Here is a 24061-nt window from a genome sequence, read left to right as displayed (position 1 = left end):
TTAAACGCCTCAATTTTTCAAATAGTACTTAAGTCTAGGACGATTAAGCTACTTTTAGTCTGGCCATTTAACATCTGTAATTTCTGGATAACGTTCTTTAATGGCTGTTTCAAAGTTTGATTTAGCTTTGTTGTAGCTTACTTTACCTTGTAGGTAATCATTAAAGGCATTTTGAATCAATTCAACACAACCTTGGTCATATGATGACAATGGTGCAATCTTAATGTTTTCTGCAACTGGTGCGTAGTATGAATAAGCATTTTCACCACCAAGGAAGTCTGATTTGAAGCTATCATCTTTAGCTGCTGCTTCCATACCAGATTTAGTATTTGTGAAGTCTTGGTAATCTTTAGAAATCTTCAAAAGGTTATCTTTATCAGCTGTCAAAGCTTTGATGATTTCTTTAACATGTTTAGGGTTATCAGTACCTTCGGCACCGTGGATGTATGAACCACCCCAGTTGTATTCTTGTGGTGGATTAGTAACTGCCCATTCTCCATCAGCACCATCCCAGTTAGATTTCAAAGTAAAGTCAATACCCCAAGCTGGGAACAAGAATGCAAAGACTTTAGATTGTGAACCCATAGCTTTGTTCCAGTCATCTGTCCATTGACCTTTAACTGTTTTATTGAAGTAACCAGCATCAAGCCATTCTTTAGAATCTTTAACCCAGTTCATGATTTGAGGGTCTACACGTACAGTTGTTGAACCTTTTTCAACCCAAGGTTTAGAAATGCTGTTACCGTACAAACGGAATGTATCAGCATATGATGCAAATGTGTAGTAACCTTTATTAAGAAGTTCTTGTGATGTTGCTTTCATAGTATCCCAGTCTTTAACTTTTTCACCAACTGCTGTTGGGTCATCAGTACCAAAGACATCTTTTGCAATATCACGACGATAGATTAGAACACCTGGACATGTTTGCCAAGTTGAACCGCGTTGAACACCATCTTCATCAGAAGCTGTTTCTTTAGTGAAATCATATTGGTCAGCCAAATCTTTCTTAGGATTGATTCCTAAGTCTTTCAAAGGCATTGCAACGTTTGCTTTCTTAGAAGTGTATTTTGTAACGTAGTCAGTTTCTGACAAGAAGATATCAACCTTGTCATCAGCAGAAGCTGAGTCTTGTTTTTCAAGCGCTTCATCCAATTTTTGTTGGTAAACACCATCTTGGTTTGGATTGATAATCCAGTGGATTTCACTACCGTCTTTTAGTTTAGTAACTGTTCCATCTTTAGAAGTTGATTTAACTTCTGGATAAACAGCTTCCACACGTTGACGGAATTCATCATTCCAAGAGTAGATGTTGATAACTTTGCCTTCTGCACCTGAAGCTGATGTGCTTGATTTAGAAGAGCAACCAACCATTGTCCCTGCTGCAAGAGCAATCGCTATAAAAGCGCTTACTTTTTTGTTCATAATCCTTCTCCTTTTTGAGGTTTCCCCTCATGTTTTTTGTAACTGCATTATAACGCGATTCCGAGAAGTGTTATATTATAATATTTTAAAAAATATCAGTTTTATGACCTTGTTTGAAAATTTTTTTTACAAAAAATTATGTTTTTCTAATCTTTTTAATAGGTAAACCCTTTCAATAAAAGTGGCGTTTTTCCTATAATACCAAGCATTAGAGGTGATTTTCTAACTTTATATCACCTACTTCCCTAATAAAGCGCCATATGTAAAAAAAATGACACTTCTTGAGTTAATATCATAATTATGATATTTTTCTCTTCTTTTTTATTTTCTCAAAAGCCAATTTCGACTAAAATATGGGGCAGAAGATAAAGGAGATAACTATGAAGCCATTAACATTTACTAATAACAAGGGAGATTTCAAACTTTCCCAAGCAGAAAATATCAGTTCTTTGTACTTTCCACTTGCATCAGAAGTTGGACTAAAAAGTGCAGTCACTCCTAACTTGGGTGGCGATTCAAAAATCAATCAAGAAACTTTCCTATTAGAACCTGTTAGTGTGGATAACCTCCACAACAATCGTTCAACTCGAAATTTCTGGGTTCGTGACAACAAAGGAAATGTTTATTCTGCAACAGGCGCTTCTGCTAAACAAGAAGCTCTTCGTTTCTCAGATAAAGAAGAAAAAAATACTGTAGAAGCTGGTTTTATGTGGCACACTATTGAACGTCAATCAGCTGACCTACCTTTAAAATCTACAATTACATCATTTGTTCCACGAGATGAAAATGTTGAAGTCATGCTCGTAACACTTGAAAACCTATCTGATACTGACCAAACTTTAACAGCTTATGGAGCTGTTCCAATTTTTGGTCGCAGTGCTGATAATATCCGTGACCACCGAAATGTAACATCTATGCTTCACCGTATTAAAACAACTGATGAAGGTGTCTTGGTTTGCCCAACCATGTCATTTGATGAACGCGGTCACCAACTCAACCACCAAATTTATTACGTGCTTGGCTTTGATGACAAGGAAAAAACACCTGAAACATTCTATCCAACCGTAGAAATGTTTATCGGTGAAGGTGGAACATTTACTCATCCAGCTGCCGTTTATAAAGAAACTAACGGCGTAGCAAGCGAGAGTCGCATCGATGGACGCGAAGCCATGGGTGCTTTCAAATTTGAACCATTCACCTTAGCTGCTGGTCAACGTAAAACTTTCATCCTATTAATGGGAATCAACGAAAACCAAGAGCACATCCAAGAAGTGGCTCAAAAATATAAAAATCTTGCAACTGTCGAAAAAACATTGCAAGAAACAAAAGATTACTGGCAAGAAAAAGTTGGGGTTGATTTCAAAACTGGCGACAGCGACTTCGATGGTTATATGAAATGGGTTTGTTTCCAACCATTCCTACGTCGTCTCTTTGGTTGCTCATTCCTTCCACACCATGACTATGGACGTGGCGGACGCGGTTGGCGTGACCTTTGGCAAGACTGCTTGTCACTACTTTTAATGGAACCAAAAACAGTTGGTGATATGATTGTCAACAACTACAAAGGGGTTCGTCTTGATGGTACCAACGCTACAATCATTGGTGAAGGTGATGGTAACTTCCTTGCTGACCGTAACGGTATCACTCGTGTTTGGATGGACCACGCGCTTTGGCCTTTGATGACAACAAAACTTTATATTGACCAAACTGGTGATATCGATATCTTAACTAAAGAAGTTTCTTACTTTAAAGACCCACACGTCAAACGTGGTACTGAAATCGACCAAGACTGGAACGATGCCTACGGCAATGAACAGCGTACTTCTACTGATGCAATCTACACTGGTAGCATCCTAGAACACTTGTTAATCCAACATTTGACTGGATTCTATGAAGTTGGTGAGCACAATATCTACCGTCTTCGCGGTGCTGACTGGAATGACGCCCTTGATATGGCAGATGAAAATGGTGAAAGTGTTGCCTTTACCGCTGCTTACTCTGGTAACTTGATGGAATTAGCAAGCCTTATTCGTCTCCTAGAAAGCGAAACAAATACAGAATCTGTCGAAATTCTTGAAGAAATCGGGCTCTTGCTCAAAAAAGATTCTGACATCTACGATAATATCGAACGCAAACACCAAATTCTTGATGCTTACACTAACCAATGTCTTCACAATGTCAAAGGACGTAAAATCAGAATTTCATTGTCTGAGCTTGCTCTCAACCTTATTCAAAAAGCGGCTTGGTTACGTCAACACCTTCAACAACAAGAATGGCTTGACTTTAACGACCAAGAAGGTTGCTACAATAGCTACTATGACAACAGCAGCAAACCAACGGACGGATTCTACAATGACCGTATGCACATGATGTTGACTGGACAAGTCTTCCCTATCATGAACTATGTCGCTACAGATGAACAAATCCGTAAAATCACTGCTAGCGCTGACCACTATCTCTACCGCCCAGAAATCGGTGGCTACCGCCTCAATACAGATTTCAAAGAAATCAAAACAGACCTTGGACGTATGTTTGGTTTTGCTTACGGTGAAAAAGAAAACGGTGCCGTCTTCTCTCACATGACTGTTATGTATGCTAATGCACTTTACCGTCGTGGTTTTGCCAAAGAAGGTTGGAAAGCTCTTAAGACACTGTCTGACACAGCTCTAAACTTTGAAACTAGCCGTATCTATCCAGGTATTCCTGAATACTTCCGTGCAGATGGTCGAGGAGTTTATCACTACCTAACTGGCGCAGCAAGCTGGTACATGTTGACAATGGTTACTGAAGCCTTTGGTGTTCATGGTAAAGCTGGTGACCTTGTCCTTTATCCAAAACTTCTTGCAGAACAATTTGACGAAAATGGACGTGCAAGTATCACAACTCAATTTGCTGATAAAACCTTCCAAATTCACTACGATAATCCAAATCAAAAAGATTTTGGAAAATACATTATCAAAAAAGCTACTTGTGATAACCAAGAAATCGATATTACGGATGATGCATTTGCCTTTATCACAAAAGCTGACCTTGCTAACCTAAACGACGAGGTTCATGAAATTGTCATTACACTAGATTAAGAAAAAGAAAGGATTCACTCATGAAATACGGTTATTTTGATGACGCTAATCGCGAATATGTCATCGACCACCCAAACACACCAAAACCTTGGGTTAACTACCTTGGGTCACCAGAATATGGTGCTATTATCTCAAATAACGCTGGCGGTTACAGCTTTGCTAAATCAGGAGCCAATGGACGTATTTTACGCTACGTCTTCAATAACTTTGACCAACCAGGTCGCTACATCTATCTTCGAGACGATGATACCAAAGACTTCTGGTCTGCCTCATGGCAACCTGTTGGTAAAGACCTTAAAGACTACCACAGCGAATGCCACCACGGCATGGGCTACACTAAAATGATTGCTGATTACTCAGGCATTCATTCAAAAGCCAGCTACTATGTGCCAAAAGATAAAAGCTATGAAGTTTGGGCAATTACCGTTACTAACCGCTCTGAACAAACTCGTCATTTAACACTAACAGGTTACGCTGAATTTACCAACCACAGCAACTACGAACAAGACCAAGTTAACCTACAATATTCACTTTTCATCACACGCACACTTTTCCAAGATAACCGCATCATCCAACAAATCCACGGAAATCTTGATACCCTTGATGACAGCGAACAAGTTGACGAAAAGAACGTTACCGAACGTTTCTTCGGCCTTGGCGGTGCTAGCGTCAGCTCATATTGTGGAGATAAAAAAGGTTTCTTAGGTGGCTACAACGGCTACGACAAACCTGCTGGGGTCACATCAGGAGACCTCGGCAATCAAACAAGCTACAACGAAAATGCCTGTGGTGCCCTTTCAAGTAAAGTCACTCTTGAACCTCAAGAAAGCAAAACCCTTGTCTTTCTCCTTGGTGAAAAATCATCACAAGAAGCTGCCGAAATTCTAGAACATTACAAACACCCTGCAGAAACCGTCGAAGAGGAAATCCAAGAACTTCGCAAAGAATGGGAAGACCGCTTGACTAACCTACAAGTCAACACACCTAGCCCTGAATTCAACACTATGCTTAACACTTGGAATGCTTATAACTGTTACATGACCTTTATCTGGTCACGCGCAGCATCATTTATTTACTGTGGTCTTCGTAACGGTTATGGTTACCGTGACACTGTTCAAGATATTCAAGGTATCATTCACTTGAAACCTGAAATGGCTGCCGAAAAAATTCGCTTCATGTTGTCAGCTCAAGTTGACAATGGTGGTGGACTTCCACTTGTAAAATTCACTCATAACCCAGGACATGAAGACACACCAGATGACGCTTCTTACGTTCAAGAAACTGGACACCCAGCTTACCGTGCTGACGATGCTCTCTGGCTCTTCCCAACAGTTTACAAATACATCTCTGAAACAGGAAATCTTGCTTTCCTTGATGAAGTGATTCCATTCGCAAATAAAGGTGAGGCTAGTGTTTACGAACACTTAAAAGGCGCTGTTCAATTCTCACTTGACCACCTCGGCCCACACGGCATGCCTGCTGGACTTTATGCCGACTGGAATGACTGCCTTCGTCTCGGTGCCAACGGTGAATCATCATTCGTTGCTTTGCAATTCTACTATGCCTTAAGCGTCTTGCGCGAATTTGCCAAAGCCAAAGAAGACACTGACTACCTTGCTTTCCTTGACTCTGAGCAAGATAAAATGGGACAAAAAATTCAAGACCTCTGCTGGGATAATGACCGCTTCATTCGCGGCTTTACCGAAGCTGGCGAACGTATCGGGGCAGCTGATGACCCAGAAGCTAACATGTGGCTTAACCCTCAAAGCTGGGCTGTTATCAGTGGCTTTGCTGATAAAGAACAAGCTGAACTTGCCATGAACAATGTCTACGAGCAACTTAACACTGATTATGGTGCCATCCTCATGAACCCACCATATCACGCTCACGCATTCGATGGAGCCCTTGCCGTTATCTACAACCAAGGGACAAAAGAAAATGCAGGTATCTTCTCACAATCACAAGGCTGGTTAATCCTAGCTGAAGCCCTACGCGGACAAGGTCAACGTGCTTTTACTTACTTTATGGAAAATGCCCCAGCTGGTCAAAATGACCGTGCAGAAATTCGCCAACTAGAACCTTACTGCTATGGTCAATTCACAGAAGGTCCTGCTAGCCCACACTTCGGACGTTCTCACGTTCACTGGCTCACAGGTACAGCATCAACTGTCATGGTTGGTTGTGTGGAAGGTATCTTGGGACTTCGACCTGACTTAAGCGGATTGAAACTCTCACCAGCCATTCCAAAAGAATGGGATAACTTCAGCATGACTAAGATTTTCCGTGGCAAAGAACTTCACATCACTGTGGAAAATCCAAATCACAAGGAAACAGGCTTCACAAAACTCATCCTAAACGGACAAGAGCTTGACCAAGCCTATCTTCCTGAAGACCTCTTACAAGACACTAACCAAATCACTCTTACTCTATAAAGAAAGCTGGGACTTGCTCCCAGTTTTTTATGGCTTCATTTTAAAAAGCGTCCCTTTTCTAAGGCAAAATCAGCTCCTATAAGAGCTGTTAAGAATGATTGCATCATTTTATTCAGCCAAGGCAATTACTGCTTCAAATCGCCTTTTATAGCTGCTTTACACAAGCTTATTAAACTTATCAAGCCACCAATCAACTGATTTTACTCATCACAAAAAGGAACTGAGACAAGCTCAGCTCCTTTTATCTTTAACGTTTTAAAAAGAAAGAATTTTAAAGAGTTATTTTGTTGAGAGAGATTTTAACCGATTTATTTGGGGAGTGTAGTTATAATCAGTTAAGTAAAAACAAATTGTTATTTGGTTACTGTCTAGCTTAATTAAAATTTATCGTAGCTAATCCAGTCATAATATGCATACAAAGGAGTTCGACCATTGTAAGCACCCAACCAAGAATCCACTTCATGAGTTCCAGGCCAAGCGTTCATCATAATCTTACCAGGTGTGCTAGGAATATTGTTGTAAGCAGTGTAAACAGCTCTTCCATCAACATACCAAGTAATGTGATCAGCTTGCCAATCAAAACCATAAGTATGGAAGCCTTGAGATGCATCAAATCCTAAATTGTAAAGGTATTCGTGATTACCTTGACCGCTTGTGTAGTAGTTGAATTGAACTTTTGTTGTATCTTTCCCTAAAAATTCAATGTCGATTTCATCCCATTTTGTACCATCACTTGGTCCAGTATAAGTAAAGAATGAAGAAACGACACCTGGATTTTTAATAGGTTTCATGTTTACTTGGAAAAGACCATAGCCAAAGCGTTCTTTACTACGCCATTCACCCCCAGTGTAGCCGCCACGACCATCACTGCCAATTTTAAGACTCATCAAGCCGTTATTAAAGCCGACATTTCCAGGGACAAAATTACAGTTAAACATACCACCATTAGAACCATTACGAAGTTCCATGGCATTACCATTATAGTAATTTAGTTCTTGACTATAGTGGTATTTGCTTTGCGCATCAACACCTTGTTGAAAACCAAAGAAAGCCAATAAGAGAACAATTAAACAACTAACTTTTTTCCACATAATAATACCTCAATTTTAATCATTTTTAAAAAAGGAGTTCTGTCAGAAAAAGAGAACTAATCTCCTCTACTACAGATTGAAAACGCCTAATCAATCGTAGTTAAATTCACTTTTTCTTTTCAGTAACTGTTACTTCAAAAATGGGGCAATTTTTTCTTTTTCATAATTCCGAAAAGAATGCTAGTCACACGATAAATGTTTCTCTTTAAAATCCTCCTTACACCGTTATGAGTTAAGTATAGCGCTTTCATTTTAGATAATATATTATATTCCCACAAAAAATATCAGATTTGTGACCTGAAGGCAGAAAATTAAAAAAGCCTTCTCAGAACCATTTTGCTAAAAAATAGCTCTAAGAAGACCTCTTAGTAATAAAGAAAGAAAAATCATCTACTAGATATGGTGACTCAATTTCACTCGTTTATAAGACATAATAGCTTGCATTAATGCTGATAAAATGAAAATAACTGCAGCTAAAATCAAGACACTTTTCACACCACTATCTAAAAATGCTAAAACCAGCAAAATCAAATCAATAATTCTGACATAAATGCTAATTTCCTTCATCGACAAAAACCTCCCTTTATTTTATCCCATGTATTTTTATAAAACCGCTTTCATCTATATTATACTACATTTTTGACCGTTTTTTCATAAAATCTTAAAAAATTTTTATAAAAAACCACAATTTCAACGTGAAACTGTGGTTTAAAGACTATTTTTTCTTATCAAGTGCTTTCTTAATGCTATCAACAGCACCTTCAGTACCTTCTTTGATATCATCAACAACTTCTTTACCCTTAGCAATTGTCTTTTCGACCATGCCTTCTGCTTCTAGTTTTTTATTTTCAGTTACCTTACCAACAACTTGCTTGATACCACCTTTAACTTGGTCAAGTTTTGCTTTAATTTTTTCGTCAGACATATTAGTGTCCTCCTATCTTTAAATTACCTAAAGTCTATCATTTTCAGTTAGATAAGTAAAAGAATTCGCTTTCACTTTCTGATAAATAAAAAAAGACCGCCAGACTCGAGCACTGGCGGATAGTCTATCATTAAGCAGATAAAACTTTACGTCCTTTACGACGACGAGCTGCAAGCACGCGACGTCCGTTTTTAGTTGACATACGGTGACGGAATCCGTGTTTACGTTGACGACGGATTTTACTTGGTTGATAAGTACGTTTCACGATGAATACCTCCTAATAGATTTTCGTATTCGTTTAGCCGGCTATATTTGATCAGTTACTAAACATACCATACTATTTTATAATAAGTCCGTCTAACTGTCAAGCTCTACTTTTTGTTTAATTTCAAAGACTTTCTTTTGAGCTGTCAGATAGAAGAAAAGGTCCTGAATTCTGACAATAATAAGTTGAAATTTATTTTCTAGTTTTTTCTTGTAGTTTCTGGTTAATATTTTTCACGCGATTATTAAAGCTAATATAAATCACGAGCCAAATAATCAAATAAGTTAGGACAAACTCACCTAAAAATGGTAGTGACCAGATAAAGGATGTTGTGGTGCCAATTAACATATTTAACCAGCTATTCAAACCATAAACTAAGCAAAAGTGAATCAGAATTTCCCAAGTAATCGGAATAGCGTCCACTTCAAAAATCATACTGACAATTCCAATCAAACCACTGACCAAAACAACGCAGGTAATCTGCTGAGTCGTCTGAGTGGCCACGTTATTTTGCCATAAAAAGAATAAGTAAAGAAGACCTCCAAATCCTACGCCAACTAGAAAATAGACAATCCCTCGTTTCAAAAAAGTCATCAATCATACCTCACAATCCCAAAGCTTTTTCCAAAGCTGACAAATAACGTCTGCTAACATTTGTCGTCACATCATTTGTAAGCATTGCTAACATATTTCCCGAGAAGCTATTCTCCAAAGATTTTAAATGATTAATATTAATCAGAGCATGCTTTGAGACCTGAACAAAGTCTGGATTTGCTAGACGCTCACGAAACTTGTATAAACGCTCGGTGGTAATCAAGCTTCCCTTTGTCGTCTCCAAAATCAAGGAAGTCCCATCAACATCCACAAGAATCAAATCTGACACGCGTAATAACTCTGTACGAACAGCCGTTTTTACTGGCAAAATTTCCACTCTGTCCTGCTCAAATTTCGCAAGATAATCCAAGACATCCTGAACAGCTTGGTCGTATTTTCCACTTCGTACCAAAACTTCAATAACCTCTTTTGGTAAACTGCTATCCTCTTCAAACTGGTAATGCACCCTTTAACTCCTCTTATTTATTCTTAGTCAATGAAAATCGCTCAAGGTACAAGCTAAGTGCCAAAAGAACGATGATGCCACAGATAACAAGACTCACTAAAAGCATTTCTTGATTCAAGGTCGTTAAGGTTTTTAATTTCAAACCAATTCCTAAGAATTCCTTGGCATCTGCGTTTACAGCGTCTTTTGCAATCAAAAGCTGACGGTAAGCAGCTGATACGTAGGCTGCTGGTGTTAATTTAACCACTTTTTGTGCAAAATCAGGCAAAGCACCAATCGGCATATAAACCCCAACAAGAAAACCTGAAACTGTTCCTACAATAGTTGAGAGAGCTTCGTCTGTCGTTAAAGTTCTGACAAATTGCAAAACAAGTAAAGCAAAACCTGCTCCCATGATTGAACTCAAAAGCATGATTAAAAGCATTTGAGGCAAGTGTTCAAACCCAAAACTAATGCCATCTTGCCAGTAAAAATAAAGTTTCATGATAGCTAACATGACTAGCTGCATGATAAAACCAATCAAGCTAGATGAAATGAGATAGCCAAGATAAAGTTTTAATTGTGAAATATCTGTCAACAAGAAATCTTCCAACTTATGACTCACCTTGTCTTGCACCAAGCGAGAAATCCCTGTCCACGTTGTTGTCATGCTGGTCACTGCAAGTGTACCGCCCAAGACCCAATTATCAAGCAGCTCTTCCAGATTTGGTGTCCCAGCAAAAGAATCCTGCATATTTTTCTGCAAAAAAATCACATAAAGAATAAAGGCAATCAAAGCTCCCAAAAGTGAGAAAAAGACACTTGCTTTATTTGAAAAATAGAGCTGTAAATTGCGTTTTGTCATCGCCCACATATTAAGCCATCTCCCTTCCCGTAATGCTCAAAAAGACATCATTGATATTTGCTTTAACATAATCAAAATCATTAATCACTGCGCGCTTATCAGATAAAATTTGCAAAGCTTCTTTTGAATCATTAACAACAAGCTTCAATTGACCATTTCCCAAAAGCTGATACGCTACGTCCGAAAATGCTGATGCATCACTCGCATCAACGAGCAAGTATGGCTTAGAATAAGCTTCTTTCAGCTCCTTAGCAGAGCCTTTAGCCAAAACCTTACCACGGTCGATAATATAAGCCATATCGGCATTTTCAGCCTCTTCGAGATAATGAGTAGTCAAAAAGATTGTCATCTTTTCTTCACGCTGCAAGCGACGTAATAACTCCCAAATCGCCTTACGTGTCTGAATATCAAGACCAGTCGTCGGCTCGTCCAAAAAAAGAAGATTAGGTTTGTTTAAGAGGGCTCGCACAATATCAACTCGACGACGTTGACCACCTGATAGCGTGCCGTATGCTTGATTGAGAAAATCCTCAATACCAGTCAGATGAATCAGCTTTTCCATCCAATTCTTATCACGATTGCGATAAAGCGATTGGCGGCTCTTTAAATTGTCCAAAACACTAAGCTCAGCATCAAGCACACTGTCTTGGAAAACCATTCCGATTTTCAGATTTGGAGATAATTCAATCTCACCAGACGTTGGTTTTAACAAGCCTGTCAACATCTTCATCGTTGTTGATTTTCCGGCACCGTTTGTCCCGATATAAGCCAGTAATTTTCCTTCTTCTACCTCTAAATTCAAGTGGTCAATAACCGTTTTATTTCCGAATGTTTTAACCAGATTCTTTGTCCTAATTAACATAGCCGTCCTCCCTTTTGACATTATTTTATCAAAAAAAGGCTTGAAATAAAGCCTTTTTCGGTAAGCGGTTAAAAATAATTGCTAAGCGGTACAAAAAAAGCCCTAACGGGCTTTTAAGTCTTATTGAACAGGCGTTACGACCACGTAGCGATTTGGGTCGTTTCCTTCAGAATAACTATCAACACCTTCAATGCTTGTGATAGTTTTATGAACGATTTTACGCTCGCTATTACTCATTGGGTCCATGACATAATCTTTACCAGTTTCAAGCACACGGCTTGCGGCTTTGCGGGTAAATTCAATCAATGTCTCTGTACGGTGTTCCACGTAATCATGAACATTCAAAATCACAGAGAAATTTTTTGAATAACGGTCATGTAAGAAATTTTGTGAAAGTAGTTGAAGTGATTTCAACACTTTTCCGTGATAGCCAATCACACGACCAGCTTCTGGTGTTTCGATTTGCAAATTGATTTGACGGCGGTTGTGGCTTGTTTCCACAGTTGCCTCAATATCCATTTCGTAGATGATTTTTTTAACATAATCAGCCACTTCTTCTGTCGCTTTTTCGATATCTTTACTCAATTCACGTTGAGCTGGAAATTCGCTGGCCACAAATTCTTCAAAACTTTGGTCTGTGTTAACAGGTTTTGGTGTGTCTGAAACTTCTTTTGGCTCTGCAACTACTTCGTTAGCATCGTCTGTTTTTCCAAGTGCTTCTAAAACTTCTGTATGTCCAGCTTCTTCAAGAATGGTTTGTGTTTTTTTCTTGTGCATGACGATATCTTCTTTGACAGAATCATCGATGACTTCGCCACGTTCTTCCATTTTTTTAATGATGCTGGCTACTTTACGAAGCTCCATAGTATCTTCAAATTTTGATGATACAGGCTCATTTTTTTGATTAACTTCTTCTGGTACACCTTTAACTGCTTTTTGGTTAGCACGGTGAGCAGTGACTTCGTTAATTCCTTCAATATCTACTTGAGCTGGTTTCTTACCAAAACCAAAGAAACCTTTTTTCTCACGAGAAACAACTTTAATGTGGGCTTTAAGACGTGAAAGATTTAACTCTTTCAAGCCCTTTTCAATAGCATCTTCAACAGTTCGACCTGTGAATATTACCATAGTTTTATCCTCTTACTTTCTTCTCTTTTGCGCTTTCTTTTTAGCACGACGAATCTTAGCCGCATGTTCTTTTTCAGCACGTTCCTTAGCTTCACGTTCTGCAATAATCTTAAATGGATTATTTAACAAAAGGATTTGGAACACTTGGAAGGCATTTGATACTGTCCAGTAAAGCACAACCCCTGACGCCAAACGGAAACCAAAGAAGAAGATAATGATTGGCATCACGTAGGTCATAAGCGTCATCGCGAAGTTTTTCTCACGCGCAGCTTTATTAGTCAACCAAGTTGAAAGGAATGTAAATAGAGCTGCTAAAACAGGCAAGATATAATATGGATCTGGTTGTGACAATTCAATCCACAAGAAAGTACCTGTTTTCAAGAAAGCAACACGAGTCAATGCTTGGTACAAAGCCATCAAAATTGGTAATTGCACAACCAATGGAAGCATTGTCGCATATGGGTTAACACCATATTCTTTATAAAGTGCTTGGCTTTCTTCAGTCAATTTCATGCGGCTGTCTGTATCACGGCCAGGATATTTTTCTTGTAATTTTTTAAGTTCTGGCTGCAAATCTTGCATCTTTTGACCTGATTTGATTTGCATGTTGTAAAGTGGCATCATGATGGCACGAATGATGATGGTAAAGAGAACAATACCTACACCAATACGACCATTAATTGAAAGCCATTGAATAGCTTTGGCAAAGAAGTAAACAATTTGTTCCCAACCATTGGTTGATGAAGCGGTTACTTCGCTGCGCCCACAAGCAGCCAAAAGCATTAAAGTAAGACTACTTAATCCTAATAATTTAATCTTTCTTTTCACTATTGAGACCTTCCTGATATAAATTAGCAAGTTTTAACACATGCAATAAATTTTTCTTCACTTCATGGTAATCAAGTTCCTCGACACCTTTACGCGCAATGATGACAAAGTCCTGATTAAGCAAATTTGGTGATAATTCCATGATAACGTGACGAATTTTTCGCTTAATGCTATTGCGAGTGACCGCGTTACCAAGTTTTTTGCTCACAGAAAGCCCTACTCGATAGTGGCTCTGATTTTTTTCTAAATGATAAAGGACAAATTTTCGGTTAGCAACACTTGTACCTTTGCTAAAAATCGCCTGAAAATCTTTGTCACTTTTGACACGATAGGTTTTCTTCAACGTACGACTCCATTCTAAATTATTTTTATTATACCATAAAATTCAAAAAAGCCCTAACCTCTAAGGAGTTTGGGCTCATTATCTTTAAAATATTTTTATTGGAAAATACGCTTAAAAATCTTGAAAAGCCTAAGTGTCTATTAATCTAAGTTTTGCAAGGCTTCATTGGCTAAAGCAATTTGCCATTTCACTTGGTCAAATCCTGTTCCACCAAGAGAGTGACGACGTTCAACCGCCGTATGAGATTTGAGAGTTTCATAGATATCTTCCTCAATCAAATCAGAAATTTCTTGGTAACGTTCAAATGGCACATCTTGCAAATAATAACCAGCTTTCGTGCATTCGAGGACTAATTTACCTACAATTTCGTGAGCTTGACGGAAAGGAAGCCCCTTGCTAGCAAGATAGTCAGCCAATTCAGTCGCATTTGAGAAGTCTTTTTCAGTGGTTTCAGCCATGTGTGCTTTATTAACAGTCATTGTTTTGAGCATGCCAGCCAAAATATCGATAGCTACCGTGATGGTTTCAACAGTGTCAAACATTCCTTCTTTATCTTCTTGTAAATCTTTGTTGTAGGCAAGTGGTAAAGATTTCATGACTGTCAAAAGACCAAAGAGATTGCCATAAACACGACCTGATTTTCCACGAATCAATTCCGCCATATCAGGATTTTTCTTTTGTGGCATGATAGAAGACCCTGTTGAGAACGTATCAGAAAGTGTCACAAACTTAAACTCATTTGAGCACCAGCTGATGATTTCTTCACAGATACGGCTCATGTGCATCATCAAAATAGAACTGTTTGACAAAAATTCTAGAATAAAATCACGGTCAGACACCGCATCAAGTGAGTTGCTGTATGGTTTAGCAAAGCCCATGAGCTGTGCTGTCATTTCACGGTCAATCGGGAAGGTTGTCCCAGCAAGAGCAGCCGCACCAAGCGGTGACATATCCGCATGCTTGATGTTAAATTCAAAACGTTCACTATCACGCGTAAACATGTTGTAGTATGCCATCAAATGATGTCCAAATGAAATAGGTTGAGCATGTTGCAAATGCGTGTAACCTGGCATGATGGTATAAACATGCTCGTCAGCCAAATCAACTAAAGTTTTACGCAAGTTCGCAAGTTTAGCGATTACTTCGTCAAGCTTCGCTTTCAAATACAAGTGCATATCTGTTGCGACTTGGTCATTACGTGAACGCGCTGTGTGCAATTTCCCAGCAACAGGACCGATTTTAGCGGTCAAAAGACTTTCCATATTCATATGAATGTCTTCGTTTGACACGTCAAATTCGATTTTACCAGCCTTATACTCAGCAAGCAATTCTTCAAGACCAGCTTTGATTTGATTGGCTTCTTCTTTTGCGATAATCCCTGTTTCACCAAGCATTGTCACGTGAGCAATTGAGCCTTTCAAATCAAACTCTGCCATTTTTTGGTCAAAAGAAATCGATGCTCCAAATTCTTCAACCCACTTTTCAAGACCAGCTTCAAAACGCCCGCCCCATAATTTATGATTTTCTGTTGTCATAACATTGATACAATGAACCACCAAAGCTGGCGTTCAAAGCCTTTCTCTTTTCTTATTTCAATTAACAAATAAGTCCTAGGAGCTACCAAGGACTTATGATGTGATGCCTCACGGGGCGAATGTCTTAAATGATTCTCACAGGATATCATTATTTAAGCTCGATGCCACTCTCTGTTGACATTAACGAGGGTTTGGTAAGTTATAAGAAAAGAGTCTCAGATGGGGCTCCCTGTCCCCTTTTATCTGAAATTTTCTTTTCTTTTTATACTTTTATTGTTTATTTGGCTGTGACTTGTTCACGCCCATGTTTTTCTTTTCTTTTTCATAATCGACTGCTTAAGCAGATGATTTATTTGTTGTTAACTTGTGAGTTAACTTGAGTTGGTAGTCCCCAAAGTTTGATGAAGCCTACAGCTGCATCTTGGTCGAAGCTATCAGCTGATGTGTATGTTGCCAAGTTTTCATCGTAAAGTGAATTTGGTGATTTACGAGCAACAACTTTTGCTGAACCTTTGTACAATTTAACTTTTGCAGTACCATTAACCACTTTTTGTGTTTCTTTAATGTAAGCAATAATTGCTTTTGTTGCTGGGCTGAACCACAAAGCATTGTAAATAAGGTTTGACAATTCATTTTCAAGAATTGGTTTGAAGTGAGATACTTCACGTACCAATGTGATGTCTTCGATTTCTTTGTGAGCTGTCAAAAGTGTGATAGCACCTGGGCATTCGTAAATTTCACGTGATTTGATACCAACCAAACGGTTTTCAACGTGGTCAATACGTCCGACACCATGTTTACCTGCGATAGCATTGACTTCTTGGATAAGGTCAGCAAGTTTCATTTCTTTGCCGTTAAGAGCAACTGGTTTACCAGCTTTGAATTCGATATCGATGAATTCTGGTGTATCAGGAGCTTCTTCTGGTGAAGTTGTGATACCAAAGGCATCTTCTGGAGCTTGGTTCCATGGATTTTCAAGAACACCACATTCGTTAGCACGTCCCCAAAGGTTTTGGTCAACTGAATATGGGTTGTCTAGGTCAGCTGGAACTGGCACACCATTTGCTTTAGCGTATTCGATTTCTTCTTCACGAGACCATTTCCATTCACGAACTGGAGCGATAACTTTCAATTCTGGGTCAAGCGCAGCAATTGCCACTTCAAAACGAACTTGGTCATTCCCTTTACCAGTACAACCGTGAGCGATTGTTGTCGCACCTGTTTTATGAGCAATTTCAACTAATTTTTTAGAAATTACTGGACGGCTAAGCGCTGATACCAATGGGTATTTTTGTTCGTAGTAAGCGTGAGCTTGAAGAGCTGGAAGAACATATTCTTCAGCGAATTCATCTTTAACGTCAAGGACGTAAGATTCAACTGCACCAACTTTAAGAGCTTTATCATGAATAAAATCAAGGTCTTTACCTTCGCCGACGTCCATACAAACGGCAACGACATCATAATCTTTCATAAGCCAAGTAATGGCAACTGAAGTATCAAGACCACCAGAGTACGCAAGGATAACTTTTTCTTTTGACATAGGACTACTCTCTTTTCTTGTTTTGTGTTTTTATCAACTTTATGTGTATAATTATACACATACCTTTCACCCCTGTCAACAATTTTTTGAATATTTTTTCAAAAAAAGTTACTTTTTTATGATTTTATAACAAATATACTGCATATATACAAAAAATCACACTTTTTTATACAAAAAACTCCCCAGCAAAAGCTAGGGAGAATATATTAGCTAAATTATTGAATTTTTTCAAAGCGTTCTGTATAGAACAGAGCTGCTGTCATCACAATTGTACAGATGAACAAGCAAAGTGCCGCTACTGTCCATGAACCAAAGAGGTTAAAACTAAAACCAAAAAGTGTTGGTCCAAAGGCTGCTAGGAAGTAACCACCTGATTGCACCATACCAGACAATTGTGCTGTTTGACTTGGTGTGTGTGATTTCATTGAGAATGTCACAAGCAAGTATGGGAACAAAGCACTAACAGCAATACCGATTAAAATATTAACTGTCAACCAATAAGCAAAGCTGCTTGTTTGGAAGAGAAGCATTCCTGTACCTACAATAGCACAAGCTGACACAATCGCAAGCATGATTTTACGGTTTTTACTTGATAGATTTGTTGTCAAAGTAGGGATTGTCAATGAAAACGGCAAGCTAATCAATGAATAAATTGAAGCTAAGATACCTGCTGCTTCGCTTGAGAGACCAGCTTGGCTAGCCATTGTTGGCAACCATGTCATTCCTGTGTAGAAAAGAAGAGATTGCAAACCACCAAAGACAAGAAGCGCGATAGCGGCTTTATTTTTCCAAAGTGATGATGAACGTTTTTCTTCATCTTGCTCTGTCATGTGATTGTGGAAAGTATTTGGGAACCAAACTGCCAAAGCTACCAAAATCAAGAAACTAAGAATCAGAATCAACCCTTTCCAAGATGTCGCTTTAACGATTGGAACAGCAACTGATGCGGCAACTGATGAAGAAAGCCCCATAGCTGTTGTATAAATCGTTGTCAACAATCCGATACGGAATGGTTGGTTTGCCAAAATGATACTTGGGAACAAAACGTTCATCATGGCAATGCTGATTCCGATAATCATTGTTCCAATGTAAAGACTTGGAAGATTAAGCACGCGCATGCTTGAACCGATAAACATGGCAATCAGAACCATGGTGAATAATTTTTCAAGTCCAAATTTATCCGCTAAACGTGGTGCCAAAGATGAGCAAAAGGCAAACATAATCAACGGAATACTTGTCAAAACACCCAAAGAATTGACTGAAACTCCTAAACCATCCGCAACATAGCTAAGGACAGTCGGAATTGTCGTAAATGGGATACGCATAACAGCGCCCACAAGAATAATTCCTGGGACGAAAAAGATAGAATAGTCTTTTTTCATGTAACTCCTCTTAACTTATAAATAACAAAATTTTAAAGCCTATTATAACAAGAAGTAAATGACTTTAGAATAGGTAACTGCAAAGAAAACGTTTTTCACAAGCAATTAAAATCTTTCTAAAAATTCATAATTTTAGATAAAAAATACAACTTAATACATTTGCTTGATTTACTCTAAAATAACAGCGTCTTTTTCTGACATACCGTCTAAAGGAAAATATAAAAAGCCTGAGAATACCTCAGACTTTTTTAGCTATTATTTCAAGTTTTTAAGCATGTTTTCAATGTGTTCAATTGATTTTTCACGACCAAGAAGGTAGATAGTATCTGGAAGTTCTGGACCGTGCATTTCACCTGAAACGGCGATACGAATTGGCATGAAGAGGTTTTTACCTTTGATACCAGTTTCTTTTTGAACAGCTTTGATTTGTGGGAAGATGTTTTCTGATTTGAAATCTTCGTCACTCATAGCTTCAAGTTTTGCTTTGAAGGCTTCAAGAACTGTTGGAACTGTTTCACCAGCCATGAATTCTTTTTCAGCATCTGTCAATTCTGGGAAATCTTCAAAGAACAAGTCAGTCAATGGAAGGATTTCATCAACAGATTTCATTTGTGGTTTGTAAAGTTCAACCAATTTTTCAGCTTTATCAGTCAAACGACCAGCTTCTTCCAAGAATGGTTTAGCCATTGCAAAGATTGTATCGAAATCTGCGTTCTTGATGTATTCGTTGCTCATCCAGTCCATTTTCTTTTGGTCAAAGGCAGCTGGAGATTTGCTCAAACGGTGTTCATCAAAGAGTTTGATCAATTCTTCACGTGAGAAGATTTCATCTTCACCACCAGGGTTCCAACCAAGAAGAGCGATAAAGTTGAATACTGCTTCTGGCATGTAACCTTTTTTACGGTAGTCTTCGATGAATTGAAGAGTGTTTGTGTCACGTTTTGACAATTTTTTACCAGTTTCAGAGTTGATAATCAATGTCATGTGACCGAATTCTGGTGCTTCCCAACCAAGTGCTTCGTAAACCATCAATTGTTTTGGTGTGTTTGCGATGTGGTCATCTCCACGGATAACGTGAGAGATTTCCATCAAGTGGTCATCAATAACAACGGCAAAGTTGTATGTTGGGTAACCATCTTTTTTCTGGATAACCCAGTCACCACCGACGTTTCCACCTTCAAATTCGATGTCGCCTTTAACGATATCATGCCATTTATAGATACCTGATTCGTTAACAGCCAAACGTACAGTAGGGATGATTCCTTTTGCTTCACGTTCTGCGATGTATGCTGCTTTTTCTTCTTCAGACATACCAAGGAATTCGTTGATGTAACGAGGAGTTTCACCAGCAGCTTCTTGGCGTTCACGTTCTGCAGCTAATTCTTCTTCAGTAACGTATGATTTATAAGCTTTACCTTCAGCCAACAATTGGTCGATGTATTTTTGGTAGATGTCCAAACGTTCTGATTGGCGATATTTTTCGTGAGTTTGTGGGCTTTCGTCCCAATCCATTCCCAACCATTTAAGGTTTTCCAATTGTGAACGTTCACCGTCTTCGACATGACGTTTACGGTCAGTATCTTCGATACGGATTACAAAATCACCACCGTGGTGACGAGCGTAAAGATAATTAAAGAGCGCTGTACGCGCATTTCCGATGTGTAAAAGTCCTGTTGGACTTGGTGCATAACGCACGCGAATTTTCTTAGGCATTTTCGTCTCCTGTTAAAATTTCAATCGCTTCTATTATAGCACAATCTTGAGTCTTGGAACAAAAAATTCAGCTGAATTCCTTCCTATATCCAAGATTTAGAACAATTGAACTTTAACTTGATGCTGAACTAGCTGCACTTGACTCTTTTTCCTTGATATAATCAATAGCAATAACCAAAGAAATGACAAGGTCAGACAAAGAATCATCAGCAATTTCCACTCGATAAGTTGAAGGAAATTTAAACCATTCTTGATGAATCTTAGCCACCTCACGTCCTTGGTTAAGAAGGCTAAATGTCATATTCCAAATATCCCCAGCTACTTCTAAACCAAAATCAGAAATATCATACTTAGCTTTCAACAGTGAAAAACGTTTTTGAATCGTGATTTTCTTACCATCCGCAAAAGTCACCATAAATTTCTGGAAAGGAAAACTAAACTGCTGCTTAATATGACTGACAGTCTTTCCTTGCCTATCAAAAATAGTAAATTCCTTAAATAGTTTCAAAAAAGAACCTTGAACCTGATAAGCCAAACGACCATCCTCATCAAAGATGTCAAACTTGCCAGCTAGCGACCAGAATTTTTGGCTGATTTCAAATTTTCGCATAAACTTCTCCCAATTTACTCAAAACACTAAAAGCATTTTTATGGCAAATCATTGCCCGCAGCCAAGTAGATTTCATACCATTCTTTTCGCGTCAACTGGATTTCTGCCGCCTTAGCTGCTTCAGCAACACGAGCTTTTTTGGTTGTTCCAATCACAGCTTGCATTTTTGCTGGATATCGCAACACCCAAGCAATAGCAACCGCTGACGGGCTGACATGATATTTTTCAGCTAAACGGTTTAAAACGTGATTTAACTCAGGGTATTTCTCAGAACCCAAGAAAACACCGCCAAAATAATCAAACTGAAGTACTGACCAAGCTTGAATCACCACATCATGCAAGCGACAATATTCAAAAATACTGCTGTCGCGAACAATCCCAGCCTCTTGTTTCATATTGACATGAAAACCAGCGTCAAAACTAGGAGTAAAGGCTGCACTCAGTTGCAATTGATTAGCCACCAAAGGTTGGTTAACATCTTTTTGAATCAATGCCATCATCATCGGATTTTGATTTGAGACACCAAAATCGATAACTTTTCCCTGGGCCTTCAACAAATCAAAAGCTTCCGCAATTTCTTCAGGCTCCATAAGCGCATCTGGACGATGAAGTAACAAAGAATCAATGTAATCAACATTAAGACGCTCTAAAATGCCATCCACAGCCTCTAAAATATGCTCTTTTGAAAAATCAAAATAAGTAAATTCTTCCATGCGGATACCACATTTTGATTGAATCCACATCTTCTCACGCAAGTCAGGACGACGTTTCAACACCTCTCCTAAGATCTGTTCACATTTTCCATGACCATAACAATCAGCAATATCAAAGGCATTAATTCCAACCGCCAGAGCAGACTCAATCAACTCTTCAACTTGATCAACCGTCATTTCTGAAATGCGCATTAATCCCAAAACAACTTCTGAAACTTCCGTTTGGCGCTCGCCAAATTTGATATATCTCATTTTTTCTCCTTTTTCAAAATCAAACACCTAGAGTGTTACTTCACTGATGCGACCTGTATCAACATCATAAACAGCTCCTGAAATGACGATATCATCAGGAATCAACGGCGACTCGCGCAGCTTTCTAACATCCTCACGGACACTTTCTTCAACATCAGAAAATGGCAGAAAATCTTTTCCATGAACTGACACACCTAAATCACGCGCCAACTGCTCTGCAAAAGCATCATTACTAAGTCCTTGCATGCCACAATCTGTATGGTGTAAGACAACAATCTCACGTGTCCCAAGTTGCTGCTCAGAAATCACCAAAGAGCGAATGGTATCATCAGTCACACGCCCACCTGCGTTCCGCAAAATATGAGCATCACCAAGCGCCAAACCCAGCGCATGCGCCACATGCAGACGTGAATCCATACAAGTAACAATAGCAACATGCGTTTTAGGTTTCTGAGGCAAATGCGCCGTTCCATGCAAGTCAGCATAAGCTTGATTGGTTTTTAAAAATTTTTCAAAATAAGACATAAAAGTCCTCCTAATATAGCCATGAGAGCGTTTTTATCATCTTATCACTTTTAGGATGGATTGTCGCTTAAAAAGACTTAGCACAAAAAAACAGAGGAGCATTCTCCTCTGCATCTATTTAAAAACTTTCTTAAGAACTTCACCGACAGTTGTTACCCCAACCACTTCAATCGTTTCTGGAATGTCAATGCCAGCCAAAGAATTCTTCGGCGCGTAAACTTTGGTAAAGCCAAGTTTTGCTGCTTCATTGATACGTTGTTCAATACGAGTGACACGACGAATCTCACCCGTCAAGCCAATTTCACCAATGAAAGCTTCTTGGGGATTTGTCGGCTTTTCTTTATAGCTTGACGCAATAGCTACCGCAACTGCCAAGTCAATGGCTGGTTCATCAAGTTTCACCCCACCAGCTGACTTGAGATAAGCATCTTGATTTTGTAACAAAAGCCCACAACGTTTTTCAAGCACCGCCATAATCAAACTAACACGGTTGAAATCAAGACCTGTTGTTGTGCGTTTGGCATTTCCAAAGACCGTTGGTGTTACCAAAGCTTGGACTTCCGCTAAAATCGGACGACTTCCTTCCATAGTAACCACGATAGCTGAGCCAGTCGCACCGTCCAAACGTTCTTCTAAGAAAACTTGGCTAGGATTAAGTACTTCAACAAGCCCGCCTGATTGCATTTCAAAAATGCCAATTTCATTTGTCGAACCAAAACGATTTTTAACGGCACGTAGAATACGGAAAGTATGGTGACGTTCCCCTTCAAAATAGAGTACTGTATCCACCATATGCTCAAGCATACGCGGCCCAGCAAGCTGCCCTTCCTTAGTCACATGACCAACAATAAAGGTTGCGATATTATTAGTCTTAGCTAGTTGCATGAGCTCTGCAGTTACTTCACGTACTTGTGACACTGATCCTTGAACCCCTGAAATATCAGGACTCATAATGGTTTGAATCGAGTCAATAATCAAGAAATCAGGTTGAATTTGCTCAATCTGCGCACGAATGGCTTGCATATTAGTCTCAGCATAAAGGTAAAATTCATTGTCAATATCGCCAAGTCGTTCACTACGCAATTTAATCTGCTCAGCTGATTCTTCCCCAGAAACGTAAAGAACCGTTCCCTTGTCAGCAAGCTGAATCGATACTTGCAAAAGCAGGGTTGATTTTCCGATACCTGGGTCACCACCAATAAGCACTAGACTACCTGGCACCACACCGCCACCAAGCACACGGTTAAATTCATCCATGTCTGTCTTCGTGCGTGAGTAGTTAATCGAGCTCACATCTTTTAATTTGGTTGGCTTGCTCTTTTCACCTGTCAAACTGACACGCGCATTTTTAACTTCTTGCACCTCAACTTCTTCGACAAATGACGTCCATGACGAACAGTTTGGGCAACGCCCTAAATACTTAGGAGAATGATAGCCACACTCCTGACAAATAAACGTTGTTTTCTTCTTAGCGATAGCTCATTACCTCCTTTATATTTTTACTCTAAACC

At 39.0% G+C, this 24061-nt stretch carries 22 protein-coding genes; 2 read left to right on the top strand and 20 right to left on the bottom strand.

The genetic code is table 11. The annotated features are described in order from the left end of the window. Positions 1 to 54: 54 nt before the first annotated feature. Positions 55 to 1422, bottom strand: coding sequence for an ABC transporter substrate-binding protein (locus E0E02_RS04805; RefSeq protein WP_133017991.1), 1368 nt, complete (start codon positions 1420 to 1422; stop codon positions 55 to 57). Between the two features lie 380 nt (positions 1423 to 1802). Between E0E02_RS04805 and E0E02_RS04800 the strand changes: the two genes are divergently transcribed. Next, complete coding sequence (locus tag E0E02_RS04800) at positions 1803 to 4502, top strand: cellobiose phosphorylase (RefSeq protein WP_133017990.1); 2700 nt, start codon at positions 1803 to 1805, stop codon at positions 4500 to 4502. Between the two features lie 20 nt (positions 4503 to 4522). Continuing rightward, entirely contained in the window at positions 4523 to 6934 is a 2412-nt protein-coding gene (locus tag E0E02_RS04795) for a glycosyl hydrolase family 65 protein (RefSeq protein ID WP_133017989.1), read from the top strand. A 377-nt stretch (positions 6935 to 7311) separates the two neighbouring features. Here E0E02_RS04795 and E0E02_RS04790 read toward each other — a convergent pair whose 3' ends face one another. The 19 genes from E0E02_RS04790 to radA form a co-directional block, all read right to left on the bottom strand. Next, positions 7312 to 8025 carry a glycoside hydrolase family 16 protein gene (locus E0E02_RS04790; RefSeq protein ID WP_074560960.1) on the bottom strand — a complete coding sequence of 238 codons (714 nt, stop codon included), beginning with the start codon at positions 8023 to 8025 and terminating at the stop codon, positions 7312 to 7314. Positions 8026 to 8418: 393 nt separating this feature from the next. Then, positions 8419 to 8592 (bottom strand): hypothetical protein, encoded by a 174-nt coding sequence (locus tag E0E02_RS09430; RefSeq protein WP_165937136.1) that lies wholly within the window; start codon positions 8590 to 8592, stop codon positions 8419 to 8421. 148 nt (positions 8593 to 8740) lie between these two features. Then, positions 8741 to 8950, bottom strand: coding sequence for a CsbD family protein (locus E0E02_RS04785; RefSeq protein ID WP_074869436.1), 210 nt, complete (start codon positions 8948 to 8950; stop codon positions 8741 to 8743). Positions 8951 to 9080: 130 nt separating this feature from the next. Further along, positions 9081 to 9215: a 50S ribosomal protein L34 gene (rpmH, locus tag E0E02_RS04780; protein ID WP_002885866.1), complete on the bottom strand. Its 135-nt coding sequence runs from the start codon at positions 9213 to 9215 to the stop codon at positions 9081 to 9083. A 192-nt stretch (positions 9216 to 9407) separates the two neighbouring features. Continuing rightward, the gene (locus E0E02_RS04775) at positions 9408 to 9809 is read right to left on the bottom strand and encodes a DUF3021 domain-containing protein (RefSeq protein WP_133017988.1); all 402 of its coding nucleotides are present in this window, start codon (positions 9807 to 9809) and stop codon (positions 9408 to 9410) included. 10 nt (positions 9810 to 9819) lie between these two features. Next, positions 9820 to 10275, bottom strand: a complete 456-nt coding sequence (locus tag E0E02_RS04770; protein WP_133017987.1) for a LytTR family DNA-binding domain-containing protein — start codon at positions 10273 to 10275, stop codon at positions 9820 to 9822. Between the two features lie 13 nt (positions 10276 to 10288). Further along, positions 10289 to 11128: an ABC transporter permease gene (locus tag E0E02_RS04765; protein ID WP_133017986.1), complete on the bottom strand. Its 840-nt coding sequence runs from the start codon at positions 11126 to 11128 to the stop codon at positions 10289 to 10291. Position 11129: 1 nt separating this feature from the next. Next, entirely contained in the window at positions 11130 to 11981 is an 852-nt protein-coding gene (locus E0E02_RS04760; RefSeq protein WP_133017985.1) for an ABC transporter ATP-binding protein, read from the bottom strand. A gap of 120 nt (positions 11982 to 12101) precedes the next feature. Continuing rightward, positions 12102 to 13109 (bottom strand): RNA-binding cell elongation regulator Jag/EloR, encoded by a 1008-nt coding sequence (jag, locus tag E0E02_RS04755; protein WP_074560965.1) that lies wholly within the window; start codon positions 13107 to 13109, stop codon positions 12102 to 12104. Positions 13110 to 13121: 12 nt separating this feature from the next. Further along, positions 13122 to 13937: a YidC/Oxa1 family membrane protein insertase gene (locus E0E02_RS04750; RefSeq protein ID WP_039696185.1), complete on the bottom strand. Its 816-nt coding sequence runs from the start codon at positions 13935 to 13937 to the stop codon at positions 13122 to 13124. Next, entirely contained in the window at positions 13921 to 14280 is a 360-nt protein-coding gene (gene rnpA, locus E0E02_RS04745; RefSeq protein WP_006531772.1) for a ribonuclease P protein component, read from the bottom strand. The genes E0E02_RS04750 and rnpA overlap by 17 nt, the downstream gene beginning before the upstream one ends. 140 nt (positions 14281 to 14420) lie before the next feature. Continuing rightward, on the bottom strand, positions 14421 to 15815 hold the full coding sequence (gene argH, locus E0E02_RS04740; RefSeq protein WP_133017984.1) for an argininosuccinate lyase: 1395 nt from the start codon (positions 15813 to 15815) through the stop codon (positions 14421 to 14423). A 349-nt stretch (positions 15816 to 16164) separates the two neighbouring features. Further along, positions 16165 to 17355, bottom strand: coding sequence for an argininosuccinate synthase (locus E0E02_RS04735; RefSeq protein WP_133017983.1), 1191 nt, complete (start codon positions 17353 to 17355; stop codon positions 16165 to 16167). A 215-nt stretch (positions 17356 to 17570) separates the two neighbouring features. Continuing rightward, positions 17571 to 18737, bottom strand: coding sequence for an MFS transporter (locus E0E02_RS04730; protein WP_074564540.1), 1167 nt, complete (start codon positions 18735 to 18737; stop codon positions 17571 to 17573). A 255-nt stretch (positions 18738 to 18992) separates the two neighbouring features. Next, complete coding sequence (gltX, locus tag E0E02_RS04725) at positions 18993 to 20450, bottom strand: glutamate--tRNA ligase (protein WP_074603016.1); 1458 nt, start codon at positions 20448 to 20450, stop codon at positions 18993 to 18995. Between the two features lie 112 nt (positions 20451 to 20562). Then, positions 20563 to 21060 carry an LURP-one-related family protein gene (locus tag E0E02_RS04720; protein ID WP_133017982.1) on the bottom strand — a complete coding sequence of 166 codons (498 nt, stop codon included), beginning with the start codon at positions 21058 to 21060 and terminating at the stop codon, positions 20563 to 20565. 38 nt (positions 21061 to 21098) lie between these two features. Further along, positions 21099 to 22025: an aldo/keto reductase gene (locus E0E02_RS04715; RefSeq protein WP_133017981.1), complete on the bottom strand. Its 927-nt coding sequence runs from the start codon at positions 22023 to 22025 to the stop codon at positions 21099 to 21101. A 27-nt stretch (positions 22026 to 22052) separates the two neighbouring features. After that, positions 22053 to 22550 (bottom strand): carbonic anhydrase, encoded by a 498-nt coding sequence (locus E0E02_RS04710; protein WP_074564548.1) that lies wholly within the window; start codon positions 22548 to 22550, stop codon positions 22053 to 22055. 114 nt (positions 22551 to 22664) lie between these two features. Then, positions 22665 to 24026: a DNA repair protein RadA gene (gene radA / locus E0E02_RS04705; RefSeq protein ID WP_074560973.1), complete on the bottom strand. Its 1362-nt coding sequence runs from the start codon at positions 24024 to 24026 to the stop codon at positions 22665 to 22667. Positions 24027 to 24061 lie beyond the last annotated feature (35 nt).

Source organism: Streptococcus sp. KCJ4932, assembly GCF_004352745.1.
Taxonomy (GTDB): Bacteria; Bacillota; Bacilli; order Lactobacillales; family Streptococcaceae; genus Streptococcus; species Streptococcus ruminicola.
Note: the sequence above shows the minus strand (reverse complement) of the source record. Positions and strands in the feature narration are given on the sequence as shown.

Coding starts and splice junctions, on each gene's coding strand:
- E0E02_RS04775 (WP_133017988.1), bottom strand. CDS start 9,809: ATGACTTTTTTGAAACGAGGGATTGTCTATTTTCTAGTTGGCGTAGGA.
- E0E02_RS04715 (WP_133017981.1), bottom strand. CDS start 22,025: ATGAGATATATCAAATTTGGCGAGCGCCAAACGGAAGTTTCAGAAGTT.
- E0E02_RS04785 (WP_074869436.1), bottom strand. CDS start 8,950: ATGTCTGACGAAAAAATTAAAGCAAAACTTGACCAAGTTAAAGGTGGT.
- argH (WP_133017984.1), bottom strand. CDS start 15,815: ATGACAACAGAAAATCATAAATTATGGGGCGGGCGTTTTGAAGCTGGT.
- E0E02_RS04735 (WP_133017983.1), bottom strand. CDS start 17,355: ATGTCAAAAGAAAAAGTTATCCTTGCGTACTCTGGTGGTCTTGATACT.
- E0E02_RS04760 (WP_133017985.1), bottom strand. CDS start 11,981: ATGTTAATTAGGACAAAGAATCTGGTTAAAACATTCGGAAATAAAACG.
- E0E02_RS04765 (WP_133017986.1), bottom strand. CDS start 11,128: ATGTGGGCGATGACAAAACGCAATTTACAGCTCTATTTTTCAAATAAA.
- E0E02_RS04795 (WP_133017989.1), top strand. CDS start 4,523: ATGAAATACGGTTATTTTGATGACGCTAATCGCGAATATGTCATCGAC.
- E0E02_RS09430 (WP_165937136.1), bottom strand. CDS start 8,592: ATGAAGGAAATTAGCATTTATGTCAGAATTATTGATTTGATTTTGCTG.
- E0E02_RS04805 (WP_133017991.1), bottom strand. CDS start 1,422: ATGAACAAAAAAGTAAGCGCTTTTATAGCGATTGCTCTTGCAGCAGGG.
- E0E02_RS04720 (WP_133017982.1), bottom strand. CDS start 21,060: ATGCGAAAATTTGAAATCAGCCAAAAATTCTGGTCGCTAGCTGGCAAG.
- E0E02_RS04730 (WP_074564540.1), bottom strand. CDS start 18,737: ATGAAAAAAGACTATTCTATCTTTTTCGTCCCAGGAATTATTCTTGTG.
- E0E02_RS04800 (WP_133017990.1), top strand. CDS start 1,803: ATGAAGCCATTAACATTTACTAATAACAAGGGAGATTTCAAACTTTCC.
- E0E02_RS04790 (WP_074560960.1), bottom strand. CDS start 8,025: ATGTGGAAAAAAGTTAGTTGTTTAATTGTTCTCTTATTGGCTTTCTTT.
- gltX (WP_074603016.1), bottom strand. CDS start 20,450: ATGCCTAAGAAAATTCGCGTGCGTTATGCACCAAGTCCAACAGGACTT.
- jag (WP_074560965.1), bottom strand. CDS start 13,109: ATGGTAATATTCACAGGTCGAACTGTTGAAGATGCTATTGAAAAGGGC.
- E0E02_RS04710 (WP_074564548.1), bottom strand. CDS start 22,550: ATGTCTTATTTTGAAAAATTTTTAAAAACCAATCAAGCTTATGCTGAC.